We start from the raw sequence: 16,971 nt of genomic DNA, 5'->3' as shown, positions 1-16,971 counted from the left end.
TGTTTCAAGGAAAGCGATGTTACGGGTTCTTTTCGCTTAGTTTGCAAAAACCATTACCGATGACAATCGCTATTGATTTCAATAACTTGTCTATTCTCACTGCTCATTCTGTAAACTTTTACAATAACTCACCTGTATCTGCCTTCAAAGCTTTATACCATGCTATTAATTTAGCGCACAAACAGCACTGTTTGCATAACGAAGTCATGTAGGAGATATTATGATTGATACCGGTTTAATGATTGGGCATTTTCAGCCGCTACATTTAGGTCAAATGCGCAGTATTTTGGCCGCAGCGGGGCAAGCTAAAAGCCTCCATATCGTCATTACCTCTCATCCTACGCCGCATCCAGATTTCGATATTACCCTAAAAGATAAAGCGCGTTGGCTACAGATGGCTTGTGCTGACTTGCCTTTTATTCACCTTCATATTAGCCAAGAGATTGCGCTGCCTATTCATGATAGCTTTGCCGATGTCGCTATCGACGTTGCTGTAACTCAGGCCAAACTCACCCATATCATCAGTGAGTTAGAGCTTCCTACTGATACCGCGTTATTCGTCGCGGATAACCATCCTATAGCGCAAGATGAGGTCAAGTCTCAGCTTAGTATGCCGGTATTAACGACACCGCTACAGCCAGAGTTTGATTCTTTTGCTATCGCAAGCAACCCTATCGCGCATTGGTCAGCGATTCATCCAGAGGCGCGCGCCAACTATACCAAGACTGTCGCTATCGTCGGCGGCGAAAGCTCAGGCAAGACCACTTTAGTACATAAGCTTGCCAACTATTACGGCGCAAGCTTTGCTTTAGAGATGGGTAGAATTTATGTCGGTACCGATTTAGGCGGTAGCGAGATCGGCCTGCAATATAGTGATTATGGCCCTATCGCGCTCGATCATGCTGAGGCTATCCGCCAAGCTAAGATCAATGCGACCGCGCCTGTGACTATCGTCGATACCGACTTTGTGACTACCCAAGCGTTCTGTGAAGAGTATGAAGGCCGTACTCACCCTTTCGTTGACGCTTGTATTAACGAGTTTCGTTTAGACTATACGGTGATGCTTGATAATAATACGCCTTGGGTCGATGACGGTATGCGCACGCTGGGTAGCGCGGAGGCTCGCGGCCGCTTCGAACAGCTGCTACTAGATATCTTCGCTCGGCATAATATTGAACCACACCTTATCGACGCGCCAGATTACGACACGCGCTATCATGAGGCCGTTAAGTTTATAGATGGCTATATCTATGGCAAAGCATTGTAGAATCAATAAAACAGCAGTGAGTATTATTCACAATCCTAAGACATGAATAACCCCACGACTCCAATAAACGCAAGACTTAAAGGATAACTCCCCTATGCGCATTCAGTTACTAGACAACATCACTGGCAAGTGGTCGCTACAATGGATCATTATCTGGTTTATCTCAGGAGTCATAGCGCTAAGTGCAGGGTTTTGGCTTACCACTGAACATAGCACTTTAGATTGGTTTTATTTGGGTGTCTCTTTTATTGGTCTGATCTGCGTGGTGTCATTATCGTTTCGCAAAAACGTCGCGGGCAACGGCTTTGGTATGGCAGCGACCGCCGGTGAAGTAGTGGTACAAGGCACGGCAGGCTCAGTCGGCCTGATGCTAGCGCCTTTGTTTAACTTTTTCACGCATCTTTATGGCTTATTTTATTGGTCAAAGAATACCGACGCTGACGGCGACATGATCCCAAAATCGGCCAACAAGTGGGTCTGGCTCATTACTATTACCTTTATGATCATCGGCCTAGCGCTCTTCCCTACTGTCAACGCGCTACTAGCAAGCTACGGTTATGCGGTCGTCGAAAACGATAGTAGTTTGTTTTTGGGCGTGATCTCTTTTTTCTGGATTAACGTCATCGCCTTTATCCTCTCTATCACCGCACAAGCAGCGATGATTTTGCGCTACTCGTTTAACTGGTGGTTATGGATTATCTCCAACTTCGTTTGGCTCACGGTGAATCTCATGACGGGCAATTATATCTTTGCTATTCAAACGATGGTCTATCAAGTCAACTCTTTCGTCGGGCTTTATGAATGGTATCGCAGCGAGCAAGACTTAGTGAAAGTACAACGTAAATAAGATTAATTTAAATCCAAAACTAAGGCTTATTGAAGCTAGTAAAGTGGCGTATCACTTTGAGATAGTTTTGAGATAGTAACGCCCAAAGCGCTTTCTTATGACGCTAGGGTTTACTCGATAAAGTGGTAGCGCGCGCTAAATAATGCTAAAACTAAGATATAGTTATCGTTTTACCTCATAGAACAACAGTATTTTATAGACAACAACAAGGAGGTTAGTATGTCTCGTAACTCTCAATCTCATAAGCAGCAAAAGATGTCAAAACGCACACTTGAGCAGTGGCTTAGCGAATATTCGGTCAGTCACCAAAACTTAGTCAATAAAAAGATCCACTGGATGGCTGTACCGACTATTTTTGTCAGTATCTTAGGCATGGGTATGTCGTTGTCAGTTTGGATTACGTTAGTGCTAAGCGCCTTAGTGCTGCTGTTTTATATGCAGCTCTCAACGCCGCTATTTTTAGCGATGGGCATATTTATCTTGATTTGCTTATCAGTGATGGCAGCGCTACCTATCGGCTTTAAGGTCTGGGCCAGCATCTTCGTAGTCGCCTGGATCGGGCAGTTTGTCGGTCATAAGATCGAAGGTAAAAAACCCTCTTTCTTTGAAGACTTACAGTTCTTATTAATTGGTCCAGCTTGGGTGGTCAATAGCTTAATGGGTGGTAAAAATAAGCAGGGCTTAGAGCTTTCTATCTTAGATACAAGGCTACGACTTTAGCCTAGCGTCTCATCTTTACAAAGATTTTATTGCGGCTAAATAAGCAAAAAAGCGCGACCTTGTTAGCAAGATCGCGCTTTTGTTTGTCAAAAGTTACTAGTGCTTATGTGCTATTAGCGATCATACAATGTAAATCTTTTCATTTAGCTCAAGTTTAACTCCAGTTCTAACTCAAAGTCTGCACGCCGCCACCATTAACAAACAAGGTCTGACCGCTGACCCACTCTGAGATTGGCGCAGCAAAATAGAGCATAGCGCCTGCGATATCGTCCGCCTCACCTAAGCGTTTTATCGGCGTATGCGCAAGCATTTTTTCTTCAATCGCTGGCGTGAGTACTGATTTTAGCGCATCGGTGCGCGTCGCCCCTGGTCCGACCGCATTGATACGTACCTCAGGACCGAAGTCATGTGCTAGATTGGCGGCCATATGATTAACCGCCGCTTTGGAGGCGGCATAACCACTCATATTGGGATCTTTATTGACGCTCGACATTGAGGTGGTGATGACGATGGAGCCATAGCCTGATTTTTTCATATACGGCACGCAAAGCTGACACAGACGCCAAGCACTAAAGACGTTTAGCTCAAAGTCACGGCGAAAGTCATCTACTGAAATCTTAAAGGGGTCTTCTTTACCGCCACCGCCACCGCCCGCGTTGTTAATCAAGATATTGACCGTACCAAATTCGCTGACCGCTTGCTCTACCATAGCGACGAGATCCTCATCTTTTAAGATATTGCACTCGACCGCTAGGGCTTTAACGCCAAAGCTTGCGATTTCTTCGGCAGCGGCTTTGGCATCGTCCATTTTTAGATCAGCGATTACAATGTTAGCGCCCGCTTGTGCCAGTCGTAGGGCGCTTGCTTTGCCAATACCGTTAGCGCCGCCGGTGACGATAGCAACTTTATCGGTTAAGTCAAATAGCTCGTTAAACGTTTTATCTTTAAATTCTGGCATAAAAAATGCTCCTATTTTGATTAGGGCTTGTTATTAGGTGTGGGCAAACCTGCAGTGACGATTATCTTAATTTTATTGGTTTAAAACCTGTACTTTTAAAACTTGTACTTTAGATATCGCCTTAAAGGTCATTCATTAATTATGCCCTGCTAACCTCAAGTAGATGTAGCCAGTTGACTGACTTTTGTAACCTTAGCACTTTTCAGTATTGCTTCTCATTATTTTCATATCAGACTGCTTTCAAAAAAAATCCGCAACATGCAGACAAAAAAAACCCTCACTATTGATATAATAGTGAGGGTTTTTGCTATCTATCTTACAGATAATATCTATAAGATATAGTAGCCATATTTGGAGCGGGATAAGAGATTCGAACTCTCGACCCCAACCTTGGCAAGGTTATGCTCTACCACTGAGCTAATCCCGCATAGATCAAAGCGTATCATTAATTAATATTAATTACTACGTCTCGATAGGTTGGCTATTTTAGCAACTATTTTGCCGGTGTCAATATATATTTTTGAATTTTACTCATTTTTATGGCTTTTGTCATTCCTAAATTAACAGGTGTTCGATTATCTAGTTGATAATTTAGCGATTATTCATCAACGCATCTTTTAGGTTTAGCTGTGATTTTTTTATAATCCTTAGGCGCTGCCCAACTATCATATATTGCTTATACTAGAGATTTACTTACATTTGCACGTAGTAATGTTACTTTTACTGCACTGGTCTTGTTGCAGTAGGCTTATTATACTATTGCATATCTCGGATTAGATTAGATACGCTTGGCTTTATATTTGTTTCATTTTAACTTTAATCATTAGTATTAATTATTAACAGCGAGGATGTTTATTATGAAAAAATTGCTTACTACGTCACTGATGGCGGTCTCATTATCGACACTTGGACTTGTTGGCTGCACGAGTACCACTAGCACAGGTGCTGTGGGCGTCGATCGTCAGCAGCTGTTACTAGTGTCTGATGAAGAAGTGCTGCAACTTTCTGCTAAAAGCTATAATCAAGTACTACAAAAAGCCCGTCAAGAGAGAGTTTTGGACACCAATCCAGCGCAGCTTCAACGTCTAAAAAGAATTGCCAATCGTCTGGTAGGTCAAGTAAGTGTCTATCGCCCTGACGCTGCTCAGTGGAACTGGGAAGTGCATACTATTAAGTCAAAACAGCTTAATGCTTCGGTATTACCAGGCGGGAAAATCTTATTTTATTCTGGCATTATCGATCGTCTCAACTTAACCGATGATGAGATTGCTGCTATCATGGGTCATGAGATCTCCCACGCGCTGCGTGAGCACTCACGTGAACGTATCTCGCGTGAATACGCGACTCAGACAGGTATCGGGCTTGCTGCAAGTGTCTTTGGTCTCTCGCAAGGTCAAGCACAGCTAGCTGGTCTCGCAGGTGATCTAGGTTTGAGCCGTCCGCATAGCCGCACCCAAGAGTCTGAGGCCGACCAAATCGGACTTGAGCTAATGGCACGTGCTGGCTACAACCCACAAGCGGCTATTACGCTATGGCAAAAAATGCAACGTGCTAGCCAAGGCGAGCCACCACAGTTCTTAAGCACTCACCCGACTAGTGGTACACGAATCTCGCAGATGCAAGCGTTAATGCCTAAAGTGATGCCACTGTATCAAAAAGCGCGCCGTTAATTATCAATGTTAACCGCCTTAATAACAGGGTTTGAATATATATTCATGCCCTGTTTTTTATGGCGCGTGTTTTTTATGATAAAACGCAGTATCCTACGGCTCTACAACGACAGACAGCGTTTAGCATTTGCTAGCTTTGCTCTGTTATAATAGCTTTCTCTGTTTTTTGTTACCTACTTATCAAATCTACACATTACTGACTGTTGAAGGACTGTTATGACGACTACCGCACCTACTGCTATCGCCCTTAAAGAAGCGCTACAGGATTTACAGCCACAGTATCTGGACCTGATCAATGAATCTATGAATCACGCCGGTTACTTTGAGGGTAAAGAGAGTCATTTTAAGCTGACAATAGTTAGTGAAGCTTTTACAGCTAAGCGTTTGGTCGCGCGCCATCAGCTCGTCTATCAGCTAGTAGATCCGCTACTGACCTCTCAAGGCGGCACTGTGCATGCACTAGCGATTCACGCTTATACCCCTACTGAATGGCAACAGCAAACCCAAAGCCCTGAGAGCCCACTATGTGCCGGCCAAAATAAATAAGCGCTATCACTGTGTTAAATTAGCTCAGACTGACTGACTAACAATGGCTGTTACCCTACAAGGAATAGAATTCAATGAAACATCTGCATACGCTACTGGTATTTATATTAATTGGGTTATTTATCTACCAGAGCTTTTTGGTGTTGAGCGCCAATAGACGCGCGCCGCGTCCGGTGAAGATTGCCAACCATATTTTATACGCCTTAGTGATACTCTCAGGTGCTTGGATGCTAATGCAGCTGATGAGTGTCAATGCACCAGTACAGTGGGTATTTGCCAAAATTATATTGTTAGTCGCGGCGATCAGCGCTAGCGTCAAAGCCTTCAACGTCAATGCTGCGCCTAGTCAAAGTAAAGTCGGTATTCTTATCGCTGGTGTCGCGTATATAGGGATTGTTATCTTAGCTTACGCAAAACCCAGTAATTTGTTTTAATATCAGTGGATGCGCTCTTTTTAATATCATAGACGCTTTATATTTGCTATCTTAAATACCTCCTACTGGTTTAACGGAGTTTTTATGAAAACCTTTACCGCAACGGCATTACTGGCAACCGCTGGCATTTTTACTCTTTCAGGCTGTGCAACCAGTGGCAATCTCACTCCGCAATATGTACCGCCAAGCACTTATCAGAGCTATGACTGCCAAGCGCTCGCTCAAGAGTACAATCGCGTTGAGCGCTATGTTAACGCTACGCAAAAGCAGCAATCTACCCTATCTGCATCAGGGGTCGGCGTTGGTGTCTCTGCTGGGCGCTGGGGTATCTCGCCTAATATCAGCTTTGGCGTTGGTAGAAGTAACGATAATAAAGCGCGTGATGCTAAGCTATCGCGTCTATACGGCGAAGCTGACGCTATCATTCAGACAGCGCGTATAAAACGCTGTAGCTTCGCGAATGGTATTAAGATTTATGGTGAGTAATACTTTGCTCTTTTAATAGCCGCAGCTAAAGCGCTATAAATAACTTAGCGCCCGCATTAAAAAGCCAACACGTGATGAGCGTATTGGCTTTCTTATTGCTGGTAATCTAGTTATAGACCTTTTCATTGCAAACTTTGCACCCACTGTACAATCTGATCCCTAGGCAGCGCGCCTGACTGCCGAGCGAGCTCTTTGCCCCCTCGGAAAGCTACCATCGTCGGTAGACTACGAATGTTATAAGGCGCAGCTGCTTGTTCGTATTTATCAGTTTGAATCTTGGCAAACACCACTTGCGGCAGTTGAACAGCGGCCTCTTTAAATTGCGGCGCCATCATCAAGCAAGGCTGACACCAGCTGGCCCAGAAGTCTACTACCGTTAACACTTCATTTTTTTGAATGACTTTCTTGACCGTTTGCGCGGTTAACTCCTGCGGGCTATTGGTCAATAAGGGCTCTGCGCATTTACCACAATTGGGCGCAGCGCTGAGACGATCCCTTGGCAGACGATTGGTCGCTTGGCAATTGGGGCAAACGATATGCAAACTCTCGGTACTCATAAAATAATCCTCTTTTATTTATTATCTTTTCTGTGATTTGTTTATACTGCAAATGACAAAGCTTAGCTCGAATTATTATTTTAATTTTTTAAAATCGCTTCTTCTATAGCTTTTTCTTAGCCGAGCCACTATAGACATAACTCATAGGTTTTGGTCCAGGTAAGTATTCTTTGTTTAAATCCTCGATACTAAAGCCGCCCGCTGTAATCAGCGCGGCGATATCACGGTCTAGATGACAGCCGCCTGCCATAGGTTTCCATAGTGGTGTCAGACGGCGCTGCCAACGCTCTACGCTCGCATCTGGCGCGAGACCATGCTCACAAAACAGCAGCCGACCTTGAGGTTTGAGTACCCTTGCCATCTCTTTGAGCGCCGGTATCGGATCCTCAATGCTGCATAAGGTAAAGGTCATCACGATAGTATCAAAACGCGCGCGCTCTGCATCAATGCCATAGATATCCGCGGCGATGGTCTCGACAGGAATATCAATCTGCTCCGCCCGTTTATATGCCAACGTCTGCATTTGCGCAGCAGGATCAATGCCGATAATAGAAGTTACTTGACTGGCATCATAAAATTCTAGATTAAGACCGCTACCGATGCCAATCTCTAGCACCTCCCCTGTCGCTTGTGGCACGATTTTGGCGCGCGCTTTCATCACTTGACCCGTACCGCACGCCATATCGATCATCTTGGGTAGTACATACTGCTGATAGATATTCATAGATTTTTCCTTATATGAGGGTTATCAACAATCATATAATTATAGTCTATACCTTTACCATTACTATATAGTTGATGGCTTATGAGTACCGCAGATGAATAAGGCTATAACTATACCTTACAAGTATTGATACCCAGCAAGGAATAAAGCACGCAAGAGCGGAATAAACCGGTAAGCAGGGGTATCAAGCCAATAATGCCCCATAAGCTTTGATAATAAAACCCTAACGCAATAATGACTACACCCGCGATGATACGTATCGTTCTATCGGTACGACCCACATTAATTTTCATAACTTACTCCTTAAGATAATAAAATGGATATGACGACGCTATAACATATTAGAAGCTATAACGCATTAATAGGCACTTTTAGATAGCGAACGCCATTGACCTCAGGCTCTGGAAAACGCCCGGCATCAATATTGACTTGTACCGAGGGTATAATCAGTCTTGGCATGGCAAGGGTGGCATCACGGCGCTCACGCATCTGCACAAACTCCGCTTCATTGATCCCGTTTTTGACATGAATGTTGCCTAGCTTTTGCGCAGCAACAGTGGTACTAGGACAATGCTGCCTACCTTGACTAGGATAGTCATGACACAGATAAATCATCGTATCCTCTGGTAGAGACAAGAGCTTTTGGATAGAACGGTAGAGCGTCTTGGCATCGCCGCCTGGGAAATCACAACGAGCCGTGCCCACGTCTGGGGCAAAGATCGTATCGCCGACAAACACTACGCTCTTTTCATTATCAGTAGCCACATAAGCCATATCCGCAGGCGTATGCCCTGGGACGTGTAGAACGCTTATCTCGATACCACCTAACTGTAAAACACTATCTTCATCGGTCAAGATATCGAACTGGCTGGCATCGGTGCGAAAGCTGGTATCGAAGTTATAGACTTGCTTAAATATTTTTTGTACCTCAGTGATATATTTGCCGATGACTAACTGGCCGCCAAGCGCTTCTTTAACATGAATGGCTGCGGATAAGTGATCGGCATGAGCATGAGTTTCGATAATATAAACCAGCTGCCAATCCTTACTACGTATGAACTCAAGCACTTCATCGATGCTGTCTGTGCGCGTCCTACCCGACTTGGCATCAAAGTCCAATACCGGATCGACAATCGCACATAGCTGCTGATCGCTATCCGCTAAGACATGAGTATAAGTTTCGGTATCCTGATGTAAAAAAGAATGTACTTGCATGCTTACCTCGTTTTATTGATGATTCATTTATTAAGAATTTATTGTCTTTATAACGCTTAACTCTATAGTCCTAATATAACATCCATACCACTATTTATAAATTTATATAATGTAATTTATGATAATATAGTTTATTATAAAGCGTCTGAGCTTATTGAATGTTAGAATACTGATAACTAATCTTTGATGACGGCCAGACATTACTAGCCTTTACCAGCTACTATAGTAGTCATATGGCCAAAATTTCTATCAATAAGATAATCGTGATATCCCAAGGAGATTACTCTGACTACTTCTACCTTAGATAAGAGGTCATCGAACCATATAACGGATGCTTCCACGCAGGATTTGGCAGCTATTGACTTAGCCAAACAGATGCAGCAGTCCTCACAGCAAGCTAGCCAGTTGCTCAAGTCACTATCGCACCCCGATCGCTTATTATTACTTTGTCAATTAACCCAGGGCGAGTACTGCGTAAGCGAGCTTGAGACTTTAGTCGGTGTCGGTCAACCGAGCCTATCGCAGCAACTTGGCATCCTGCGTAAAGACGAGCTAGTAGCGACGCGCCGCGAAGGTAAGCAAATTTACTACCGTATTGCAAGCGAGGATGCTTTGGCGGTATTGCAGCTACTATATCAGCGCTTTTGTGCTAAAGACGACTAAGACCCGCTAAACCCTTGATAGCTATCAATTTCATATTAGAGCTTGTTGAACAGAGATTAGGATAATGGCGTACTGATATGGCCTCTATTGCCACCCGTCTAATACCCGCTTGGCTGCGTCACTACTCGCTTGCCGCTTTACCTGCTGATGTGATTGCCGGACTGGTAGTCGGAATCTTAGTCATTCCGCAAAGCTTAGGTTATGCGGTGCTCGCCGGCCTACCCCCTGTGTATGGTTTATACGCGGCTATCGTGCCCGTTATCGTTTATGCGTGGATCGGCTCGAGCAATGTACAAGCGGTCGGTCCCGTGGCGATCACTGCGATTATGACCGCTAGTGCTTTGAATACTTATGGCGATCAAGGGCCTGAGCAATATGTACTGATGGCAAGCCTGCTCGCCCTAATGGTAGGCGCGTTATTATGGATTGCAGGTTGGCTAAAGCTTGGCTGGATTATGCAATTCATCAGCCGCGGTGTCTCCGCAGGCTTTATCAGCGGCGCGGCAGTACTCATCTTTGTCAGTCAGCTCAAATACCTCACCGCTATCCCAGTCACTGGTAATAGCTTGATAGGTTACTTATCCAGCTTACAGCAGTTTGCGCAGCAGCTGCACCCGCTGACCTTAGCTATTGGTGTCGTCTCCTTTGTATTACTAGTCGCTAATCGTTATGGCGGCAAGTGGCTTTGGCGCTCTTGGCTATCGGCGGACTATGCCAAGTGGGCTGAACGCTTGTTTCCGCTTATTTTATTAATAATCGCTATTGTACTCAGCGTGGTCGGTCACTGGTCCGCTCATAACGTCGACACCATCGGTAGCATTCCGCAAGGCTTACCAAGCTTGACGCTACCGCATCTGCCAGACTTTCGTGAAGCAGCTAATCTGCTACCAACCGCAGGACTGATGGCGCTGATCGTGTTCGTTTCTAGTAGCTCGGTTGCCAGTACCTATGCGCGATTGCGCGATGAGAGCTTCGATGCCAACCGCGAGCTGATCGGCTTGGGACTGGCGAATATTGCAGGCGGCCTGTTCCAGAGCTTTGCAGTAGCTGGCGGCTTTTCACGCACGGCGATTAATGCCGACTCAGGTGCTAAGACTCAGCTGGCAAGCTTCGTAACGGTCGCGGTGATGGTCGCGGCTTTAATATTCTTTGGTCATGTACTTGCACCCCTACCTTATGCGATTCTTGGCGCAATTATTATGGCCTCTATTATCGGTCTAATAGATATCGCAACCTTAAAATCCGCTTGGCAGCGCGATCGCTTGGATGCTGCTAGCTTTATTGCAGCATTCGCAGGGGTATTGATATTTGGTCTTAATACGGGTCTAGTTATCGGCTTAATGGTGTCCTTTGCTAGCCTGATTTGGCAATCAAGTCATCCGCACGTAGCTATCGTCGGTCAACTGGCAGAGACCGGGCACTTTCGCAATATCCACCGCCATAGCGTCGTCACTTATGAGCATCTATTGATGATCCGTATCGATGAGAGTTTGTTCTTTGGTAATACTGACTCTATTCATCGCCGCATTCTGCAAGCGACCAAAGACTATAGCGACGCGCATGAGATTATCTTAATTATGTCAGCAGTCAATCATATTGATCTTACCGCGCAAGAGATGCTGATTACCTTAAACAGAGAGCTTGCCGCTGATAATAAGCATCTGCATTTTAGCTTTATCAAAGGCCCTGTAATGGATAAGATTGAGCATACGCCATTGATTACTGAGCTATCAGGGCAAGTATTCTTGAGCACCAACGCGGCGGTAACTGCTCTAAAAGATCTGTAATCATTCAATTTTTTAGTAATAACCATACTTTATTGTTATTATAGTCTTATCTCTTATATTTACAGTGCATATCGCTTTACAATAAACCGTGACTGACCACGTTTAGACCCTTTTAACTTTCTTGAGACAACCGACCGAATTTATGACTGACAACCTTACGATTTATAAGCAAATATATCCATCGCAATGCGCGAAGCTTGCCCAGCTAGGCTATCGCTCAGTCATCAATATTCGCCCTGATGATGAGCATATCACACAGCCGACGAGCCTTGATTTAGCAAGTGCTAGTCAGCAAGCCAATTTAGCTTATCAGCATTTGCCATTCGATGATGAGCGTCTAAGTAAGCTGACGGTTGAGCAATTTGCTAGCTTTTATCACGCCTTCCCCAAACCAATATTGATGTTTTGTGGGACAGGCGCGCGCGCCAAACTCTTATATCAAAGCGCTTTGATGCAAGGTCTGCTATAAACGTTACATAGCTTATCTTTTATTCCAAAGCGTTTCATCCTACCCTATTTACTCAATTTCCAAGCCACTAAACCCTCTATACAGACAATAAAAAAGGAGCTCGTATGAGCCACGAAATCAGCATTACCGGTCAAATCACGCCTGATCAAGTCCCTATGATCGCCGAAAATGGCTTTAAAACCATTATTAACAATCGTCCTGATGGTGAAGAGCCCAACCAACCAACCAGTGCTGATATTGAGGCCGCTGCAAAGGAGGCAGGGCTGGCCTATAAAGAGGTATCATTTGCCGGTAGTGAGCTCAATCAAAACCACGTGGAAGAATTTGCAGACTTTTTTAATCAAGCTGAGCAGCCGATCTTAATATTCTGCCGTACCGGTAATCGCTCAACAGGCATTTATGAAGCGGCTAAGCAGATGGATTTGTTAGATGACTAATGCTTGATGACTAATGCTTAATGACTAAGATAACCTAACTCTACACCTGAACATAAAAACGCCCTTTCAAATCTGAATGGGCGTTTTTTATTACTTGATACTTGTTTTATGGCTTGATAAATATTAAGCAATTAAAGGTTAGACAATCAAAGCAAGACTATTTGAGATCACTCACGCTTTTCATAGCACGCAAGATAGAATTTGATATACGCTATAAAGCTCTAGAACGAATAAAACAAGGATAGTATTAGGGTCTGTTGAACATTCGACCGTGGCACTGACAGAGACTATTTTTTAGACGATTCAAAGGTAAAAATATCTAGTTTAGTCATTCTAAGCGGATATTTTTAGCAAAGGAGCGGCAAAAAAGAGTCCTGTCTCTACGAGCTGATACTAAAATCGCTCTATTCGTTGTAAAAATCTAGCCGAGGCATCTGCATTACCTGCGATTTTTACCTAGACTAGAACCATTTTAGTTATCAGCAGTGCCTTCTTGTGAATGTTCAACAGACCCTAGTAAAATGCTATTTGCTTGTGTTATCTTCAGTCGCATACGATAAGTGATCTTACAAGGACTGTTTTATGAATAATATCGCCTTAGCGCTATTGCCGTTAGCGCTTGCTTACATTATGTTCACTTTAGGCACAGGGCTAAAATTAAGCGATTTCAAGGTCATCAGCGCTTATCCCAAAGCTTTTTTTGTCGGGCTAGTGAATCAAGTTATCTTAGTACCATTAGTCGCTTTAGCAGTAGTATTAATCACTATGCCGCCGCCAACTATCGCCTTCGGCATTATGCTTATTAGCTTCTGTCCGGGCGGTGTGACCAGTAACATGCTGACCTATTATGCCAAAGGTAATGTAGCGCTCTCTATCGCGCTTACCGGCGTCGTCAGTTTATTATCAGTCGTCACGCTACCCATACTGATTACCTTAGCGTTTGATTACTTCATGCAAGATCAAGCCGGCTCTATTAGCGCGCTGAAGATCGGGCTGGTGATGTTCTTATTGACCACCCTACCCGTCACTTTAGGTATGTTGGCTCGCCGCAAATTCACAGGCTTTATGGAGCGCAGAGGCAATATCCTAAACGCTATTGCTAGTCTATTATTTGTGCTAGTGGTCTTAGCGGCAGTGGCCTCTAACTGGGCACTACTCAAATCACAAGCGACGGCAATCGGCTTCGAGCTTATCGCTATTATCGTCATCTTATTTGCGCTGAGTATGGTGATAGCTAGAGCCTTCAAGCTAAATTGGTTCGATACTAAAACTATCTCTATAGAAACCAGCATTCAAAACAGTACCACGGCCATTACGCTTGCACCCATCATTATGGGAACAGCAGCGGGTCTGCCAGCTATCGCTTTGCCTGCTGCGGTGTATGGCGTGCTGATGTACCTAGTCGCTCTCCCAGTCATTGCTATGATTCGCAATAAAAACCAGCTTAAACCGGGTTAAAATGAACGCCCATAAAAAAAGACCACCTCATATATGAGGTGGTCTTTTTGCTGGTTTGCTCAGTTGATTAAATGTACATTTATTGCATGACCAAATACTCAAAAGCGCTCAAAGCGGCTTTCGAACCTTCACCCATAGCAATATTAATCTGCTTAAACGGCACCGTCGTGACATCACCACAAGCAAAGATACCTTTGCGATCGGTACGGCATTTTTCGTCAATCTCAATCTCGCCAAAGCGGTTTAGATCGACAAAGCCTTTGATAAACTCCGTGTTCGGTACTAAGCCAATCTGTACAAACACCCCTGCCAAATCACGCTCATGGGTCTCGCCTGTACTACGATCTTCAAAGACGATAGAGCTGACTTTACCATCAGTGGCTTTGATCTCTTGCGTTGCCGCGCTAGTGATGAATTCGATATTGTCTTTCTCTTTGGCTTTATTAATGAGTACCTGATCGGCTTTTAATTCTTCAGCGAATTCTAGAACGGTGACGTGCTTGACGATACCGGCCAAATCAAGCGCCGCTTCGATACCTGAGTTACCACCGCCGATCACTGAGATGTCTTTATCTTTAAAGAAAGGACCATCACAGTGCGCACAGTAAGCTACGCCTTTACCGATGTTTTCTTCCTCACCAGGGACGCCAAGCTTACGCCACTGCGCACCAGTCGCAAGGATAATACTACGGGTTTCAAACTGCTCGCCAGTATTAAGATGGATGCTGTAGTTTTCTTCCTCAGTCTCATCGATCTCTTTGACCGTTACATGCTGCTTAAGGGTAATATTATACTCTTGTAGATGCTTCTCAAAGTCCGCTGATAAGTGCGTGCCTGTAGTCAAAGGCACCGAGATTAAGTTCTCGATGTCCTGCGTATCTTTAACCTGACCACCAATACGATCGGCAACCATGGTCACTTTTAGACCCTTACGCGCAGTATAAATGGCTGCGGCAACCCCAGCAGGACCGGCACCGATGATAGTGACGTCTTGCTGCTCTAATTGCTCGCTATCATCGCTACCTTCGCTTAATAAGTCAGGGAACTGCTCTTGTAACTTCTCGATCAGTTTAGCGGTATCAATAAGGCCATTAGCAAAAGGCTTACCGTTTAAGAAAACCGCCGGTACGCCTTGGATATTATTGGCTTCTACTTGCTCTTGGAATAGCGCGCCATCGATCATCTCGTTACTGATATCATCGTTCAGTATGGCGAACTGGTTCAACGCTTGCACCACTTCTGGGCAACTGTGGCAAGAGAGTGACACATAAGTCTGAAACTGTAGCGGTTTATTAAAGCGCTTCACTAGTTTCTGGATGCCTTCATCAAGCTTAAGCGTATGACCACCGGCCTGCAGTATCGCTAAGATAAGCGAAGTAAACTCGTGACCGCCTGGAATACCACTAAAGACGATACCGTTATCTACTATAGCGCCATCGGCATGGCTACGCACCGCAAAACTGATTGGGCTTGGTAAGCTGCTATCGATATAATCCGCTTGGTCCAGCTCAAAATTAATCTTATCAGTTGTTCCGGCTATCTTAGTTAAAAAGTCGACTAGCTCGCTACGTTTTTCGTGCTCGCCTGTACCCAAAACAAAACTAATAGGACGAGTCATATTTTCGCTATAGCTTTTCACCGCGTCTAATAAACTTTGGTCTATCATGGTTAATCCTCTTTTTATAATATAAAAATACTGATTTCATTCGGTTAAAGTTAGAGTATCGGGCTTAATTAGGCTTTAATTTTAGCTCGCTAATACACTGCCACCCTTAGGCTACTAACTTTTGATAAAGCTATTATCGGACGTTTTAGAGCCATGAACAAGCGGATAAAGCCAAACTATATGTTTTATAAAACAAATCATAAGACGTATATCATATAGTAATTTAAACCTATTATTGATAAATCACCCTAGAACCTAGCCTTTTATTTCGCTACAATCGAAGAGGTGATAAGAGAAATGACTGATTTTAAAAGCAATCAATCTTCTAAATGAAGTGCTTTTATGACCGTAACTCTTAGCGCTCTAGAGTCTTAAATTCATTAATGGTTTTAATCACTATGCGTCAATAGTCGTTTATGACGACTTCACGCTTACTAACAAGGATGAAAACATGAGAAAGACTGATACCCTGCAAGATAATAGAGAAATTATTGACGAGCTTAGACAAAAAGACAGCCACTTCGCGGTGATATTTGATGAGCATACCCAGCTCGATGAGCAAATTAATAGGCTGGAGAAAGACCGCGTCACACAAGCGAGCTGGGACGATAAAATTGAGCAGATGAAACGACGAAAGCTGCAGCTTAAAGATGAGATTTATAGAGTCATTGATAAGAACAAATTACAGTCACACGCTTAATGATGACTCAAGACCAATAAAGACCTTTTCCCAGTCATAAAGAACAGCAAATAAAGATAAAAAAGCCCTCATCAAACTATGCTGATTGAACTGACCCCCAAATGTTGGACGGTTTATTTTATAACAAGGACTGAGTTCTGTATTGCACAGGACTCAGTCCTTTTAGTTTGAGTTGAATACGCTCATGATTGTAATAATGCATATACTCATGAATCTGTTTCTCTAACTGCTCAATCGTTTTCGGTTTTTCAATATAAATCGTCTCGCACTTCAGCGTACCGAAGAACCCCTCCATCAGTGCATTATCTAAGCAGTTGCCTTTTCTGCTCATACTTTGCTTAATACCATGCTGTTTAAGCGTCTTGTT

The 16,971-nt window shown here is 44.0% G+C and carries 20 protein-coding genes and 1 tRNA gene; 13 read left to right on the top strand and 8 right to left on the bottom strand.

Features of this window, described 5'->3' with window-relative positions; all coding sequences use genetic code 11:
- The first annotated feature begins 220 nt into the window (after window positions 1–220).
- The 3 genes from nadR to ACS8FD_RS02135 all read left to right on the top strand — a co-directional run bounded on the left by nadR (window position 221) and on the right by ACS8FD_RS02135 (window position 2,834).
- On the top strand, window positions 221–1,267 hold the full coding sequence (nadR, locus tag ACS8FD_RS02145) for a multifunctional transcriptional regulator/nicotinamide-nucleotide adenylyltransferase/ribosylnicotinamide kinase NadR (RefSeq protein ID WP_439274231.1): 1,047 nt from the start codon (window positions 221–223) through the stop codon (window positions 1,265–1,267).
- Window positions 1,268–1,361: 94 nt separating this feature from the next.
- Window positions 1,362–2,114, top strand: coding sequence for a nicotinamide riboside transporter PnuC (gene pnuC, locus ACS8FD_RS02140; protein ID WP_439274230.1), 753 nt, complete (start codon window positions 1,362–1,364; stop codon window positions 2,112–2,114).
- 219 nt (window positions 2,115–2,333) lie between these two features.
- Window positions 2,334–2,834 carry an Mpo1 family 2-hydroxy fatty acid dioxygenase gene (locus ACS8FD_RS02135; RefSeq protein ID WP_439274229.1) on the top strand — a complete coding sequence of 167 codons (501 nt, stop codon included), beginning with the start codon at window positions 2,334–2,336 and terminating at the stop codon, window positions 2,832–2,834.
- A 166-nt stretch (window positions 2,835–3,000) separates the two neighbouring features.
- On the opposite strand, the gene ACS8FD_RS02130 is transcribed toward ACS8FD_RS02135, so the two are convergent.
- Together ACS8FD_RS02130 and ACS8FD_RS02125 are read right to left on the bottom strand one after the other, a co-directional pair.
- On the bottom strand, window positions 3,001–3,792 hold the full coding sequence (locus ACS8FD_RS02130; protein WP_439274228.1) for a glucose 1-dehydrogenase: 792 nt from the start codon (window positions 3,790–3,792) through the stop codon (window positions 3,001–3,003).
- 352 nt (window positions 3,793–4,144) lie between these two features.
- A tRNA-Gly gene (locus tag ACS8FD_RS02125) sits at window positions 4,145–4,219 on the bottom strand.
- Between the two features lie 430 nt (window positions 4,220–4,649).
- Between ACS8FD_RS02125 and ACS8FD_RS02120 the strand changes: the two genes are divergently transcribed.
- The 4 genes from ACS8FD_RS02120 (at window position 4,650) to ACS8FD_RS02105 (ending at window position 6,928) form a co-directional block, all read left to right on the top strand.
- The gene (locus ACS8FD_RS02120) at window positions 4,650–5,462 is read left to right on the top strand and encodes a M48 family metallopeptidase (RefSeq protein WP_439274227.1); all 813 of its coding nucleotides are present in this window, start codon (window positions 4,650–4,652) and stop codon (window positions 5,460–5,462) included.
- Between the two features lie 216 nt (window positions 5,463–5,678).
- Window positions 5,679–6,008 carry a BolA family protein gene (locus ACS8FD_RS02115; protein WP_439274226.1) on the top strand — a complete coding sequence of 110 codons (330 nt, stop codon included), beginning with the start codon at window positions 5,679–5,681 and terminating at the stop codon, window positions 6,006–6,008.
- 74 nt (window positions 6,009–6,082) lie between these two features.
- A complete protein-coding gene (locus ACS8FD_RS02110; RefSeq protein WP_439274225.1) occupies window positions 6,083–6,442 on the top strand; it encodes a SirB2 family protein in 360 nt (119 codons plus the stop codon).
- Between the two features lie 84 nt (window positions 6,443–6,526).
- On the top strand, window positions 6,527–6,928 hold the full coding sequence (locus ACS8FD_RS02105; protein WP_439274224.1) for a hypothetical protein: 402 nt from the start codon (window positions 6,527–6,529) through the stop codon (window positions 6,926–6,928).
- Window positions 6,929–7,050: 122 nt separating this feature from the next.
- On the opposite strand, the gene trxC is transcribed toward ACS8FD_RS02105, so the two are convergent.
- The 4 genes from trxC to ACS8FD_RS02085 form a co-directional block, all read right to left on the bottom strand.
- Window positions 7,051–7,485, bottom strand: a complete 435-nt coding sequence (trxC, locus tag ACS8FD_RS02100) for a thioredoxin TrxC (protein WP_439274223.1) — start codon at window positions 7,483–7,485, stop codon at window positions 7,051–7,053.
- A 103-nt stretch (window positions 7,486–7,588) separates the two neighbouring features.
- Window positions 7,589–8,209 carry a class I SAM-dependent methyltransferase gene (locus tag ACS8FD_RS02095; RefSeq protein WP_439274222.1) on the bottom strand — a complete coding sequence of 207 codons (621 nt, stop codon included), beginning with the start codon at window positions 8,207–8,209 and terminating at the stop codon, window positions 7,589–7,591.
- A 110-nt stretch (window positions 8,210–8,319) separates the two neighbouring features.
- Window positions 8,320–8,502 carry a YgaP family membrane protein gene (locus tag ACS8FD_RS02090; RefSeq protein WP_439274221.1) on the bottom strand — a complete coding sequence of 61 codons (183 nt, stop codon included), beginning with the start codon at window positions 8,500–8,502 and terminating at the stop codon, window positions 8,320–8,322.
- 55 nt (window positions 8,503–8,557) lie between these two features.
- Complete coding sequence (locus ACS8FD_RS02085; RefSeq protein ID WP_439274220.1) at window positions 8,558–9,424, bottom strand: MBL fold metallo-hydrolase; 867 nt, start codon at window positions 9,422–9,424, stop codon at window positions 8,558–8,560.
- A gap of 348 nt (window positions 9,425–9,772) precedes the next feature.
- Here ACS8FD_RS02085 and ACS8FD_RS02080 point away from each other — a divergent pair, with 348 nt between their 5' ends.
- The 5 genes from ACS8FD_RS02080 (at window position 9,773) to ACS8FD_RS02060 (ending at window position 14,238) form a co-directional block, all read left to right on the top strand.
- Window positions 9,773–10,087 carry an ArsR/SmtB family transcription factor gene (locus ACS8FD_RS02080; protein ID WP_439274219.1) on the top strand — a complete coding sequence of 105 codons (315 nt, stop codon included), beginning with the start codon at window positions 9,773–9,775 and terminating at the stop codon, window positions 10,085–10,087.
- A gap of 77 nt (window positions 10,088–10,164) precedes the next feature.
- Window positions 10,165–11,874 (top strand): SulP family inorganic anion transporter, encoded by a 1,710-nt coding sequence (locus ACS8FD_RS02075; RefSeq protein ID WP_439274218.1) that lies wholly within the window; start codon window positions 10,165–10,167, stop codon window positions 11,872–11,874.
- Window positions 11,875–12,016: 142 nt separating this feature from the next.
- The gene (locus ACS8FD_RS02070) at window positions 12,017–12,343 is read left to right on the top strand and encodes a protein tyrosine phosphatase family protein (RefSeq protein ID WP_439274217.1); all 327 of its coding nucleotides are present in this window, start codon (window positions 12,017–12,019) and stop codon (window positions 12,341–12,343) included.
- A gap of 104 nt (window positions 12,344–12,447) precedes the next feature.
- Window positions 12,448–12,780, top strand: coding sequence for a protein tyrosine phosphatase family protein (locus tag ACS8FD_RS02065; protein ID WP_439274216.1), 333 nt, complete (start codon window positions 12,448–12,450; stop codon window positions 12,778–12,780).
- Between the two features lie 582 nt (window positions 12,781–13,362).
- Window positions 13,363–14,238, top strand: coding sequence for a bile acid:sodium symporter family protein (locus ACS8FD_RS02060; protein ID WP_439274215.1), 876 nt, complete (start codon window positions 13,363–13,365; stop codon window positions 14,236–14,238).
- A gap of 79 nt (window positions 14,239–14,317) precedes the next feature.
- Here ACS8FD_RS02060 and ahpF read toward each other — a convergent pair whose 3' ends face one another.
- Complete coding sequence (gene ahpF / locus ACS8FD_RS02055) at window positions 14,318–15,904, bottom strand: alkyl hydroperoxide reductase subunit F (RefSeq protein ID WP_439274214.1); 1,587 nt, start codon at window positions 15,902–15,904, stop codon at window positions 14,318–14,320.
- Between the two features lie 451 nt (window positions 15,905–16,355).
- On the opposite strand from ahpF, the gene ACS8FD_RS02050 reads away from it, so the two are divergent.
- On the top strand, window positions 16,356–16,604 hold the full coding sequence (locus tag ACS8FD_RS02050; RefSeq protein WP_439274213.1) for a YdcH family protein: 249 nt from the start codon (window positions 16,356–16,358) through the stop codon (window positions 16,602–16,604).
- Window positions 16,605–16,722: 118 nt separating this feature from the next.
- Here the strand turns inward: ACS8FD_RS02050 and ACS8FD_RS02045 are convergent.
- The coding region (locus ACS8FD_RS02045) for a transposase (RefSeq protein ID WP_439274212.1) at window positions 16,723–16,971 on the bottom strand (249 nt) is incomplete at its 5' end.

Source organism: Psychrobacter sp. 1U2, from assembly GCF_051847575.1.
The sequence above is the reverse complement of the archived record's forward strand: the minus strand, read 5'-3'. Positions and strand labels throughout refer to the sequence as shown.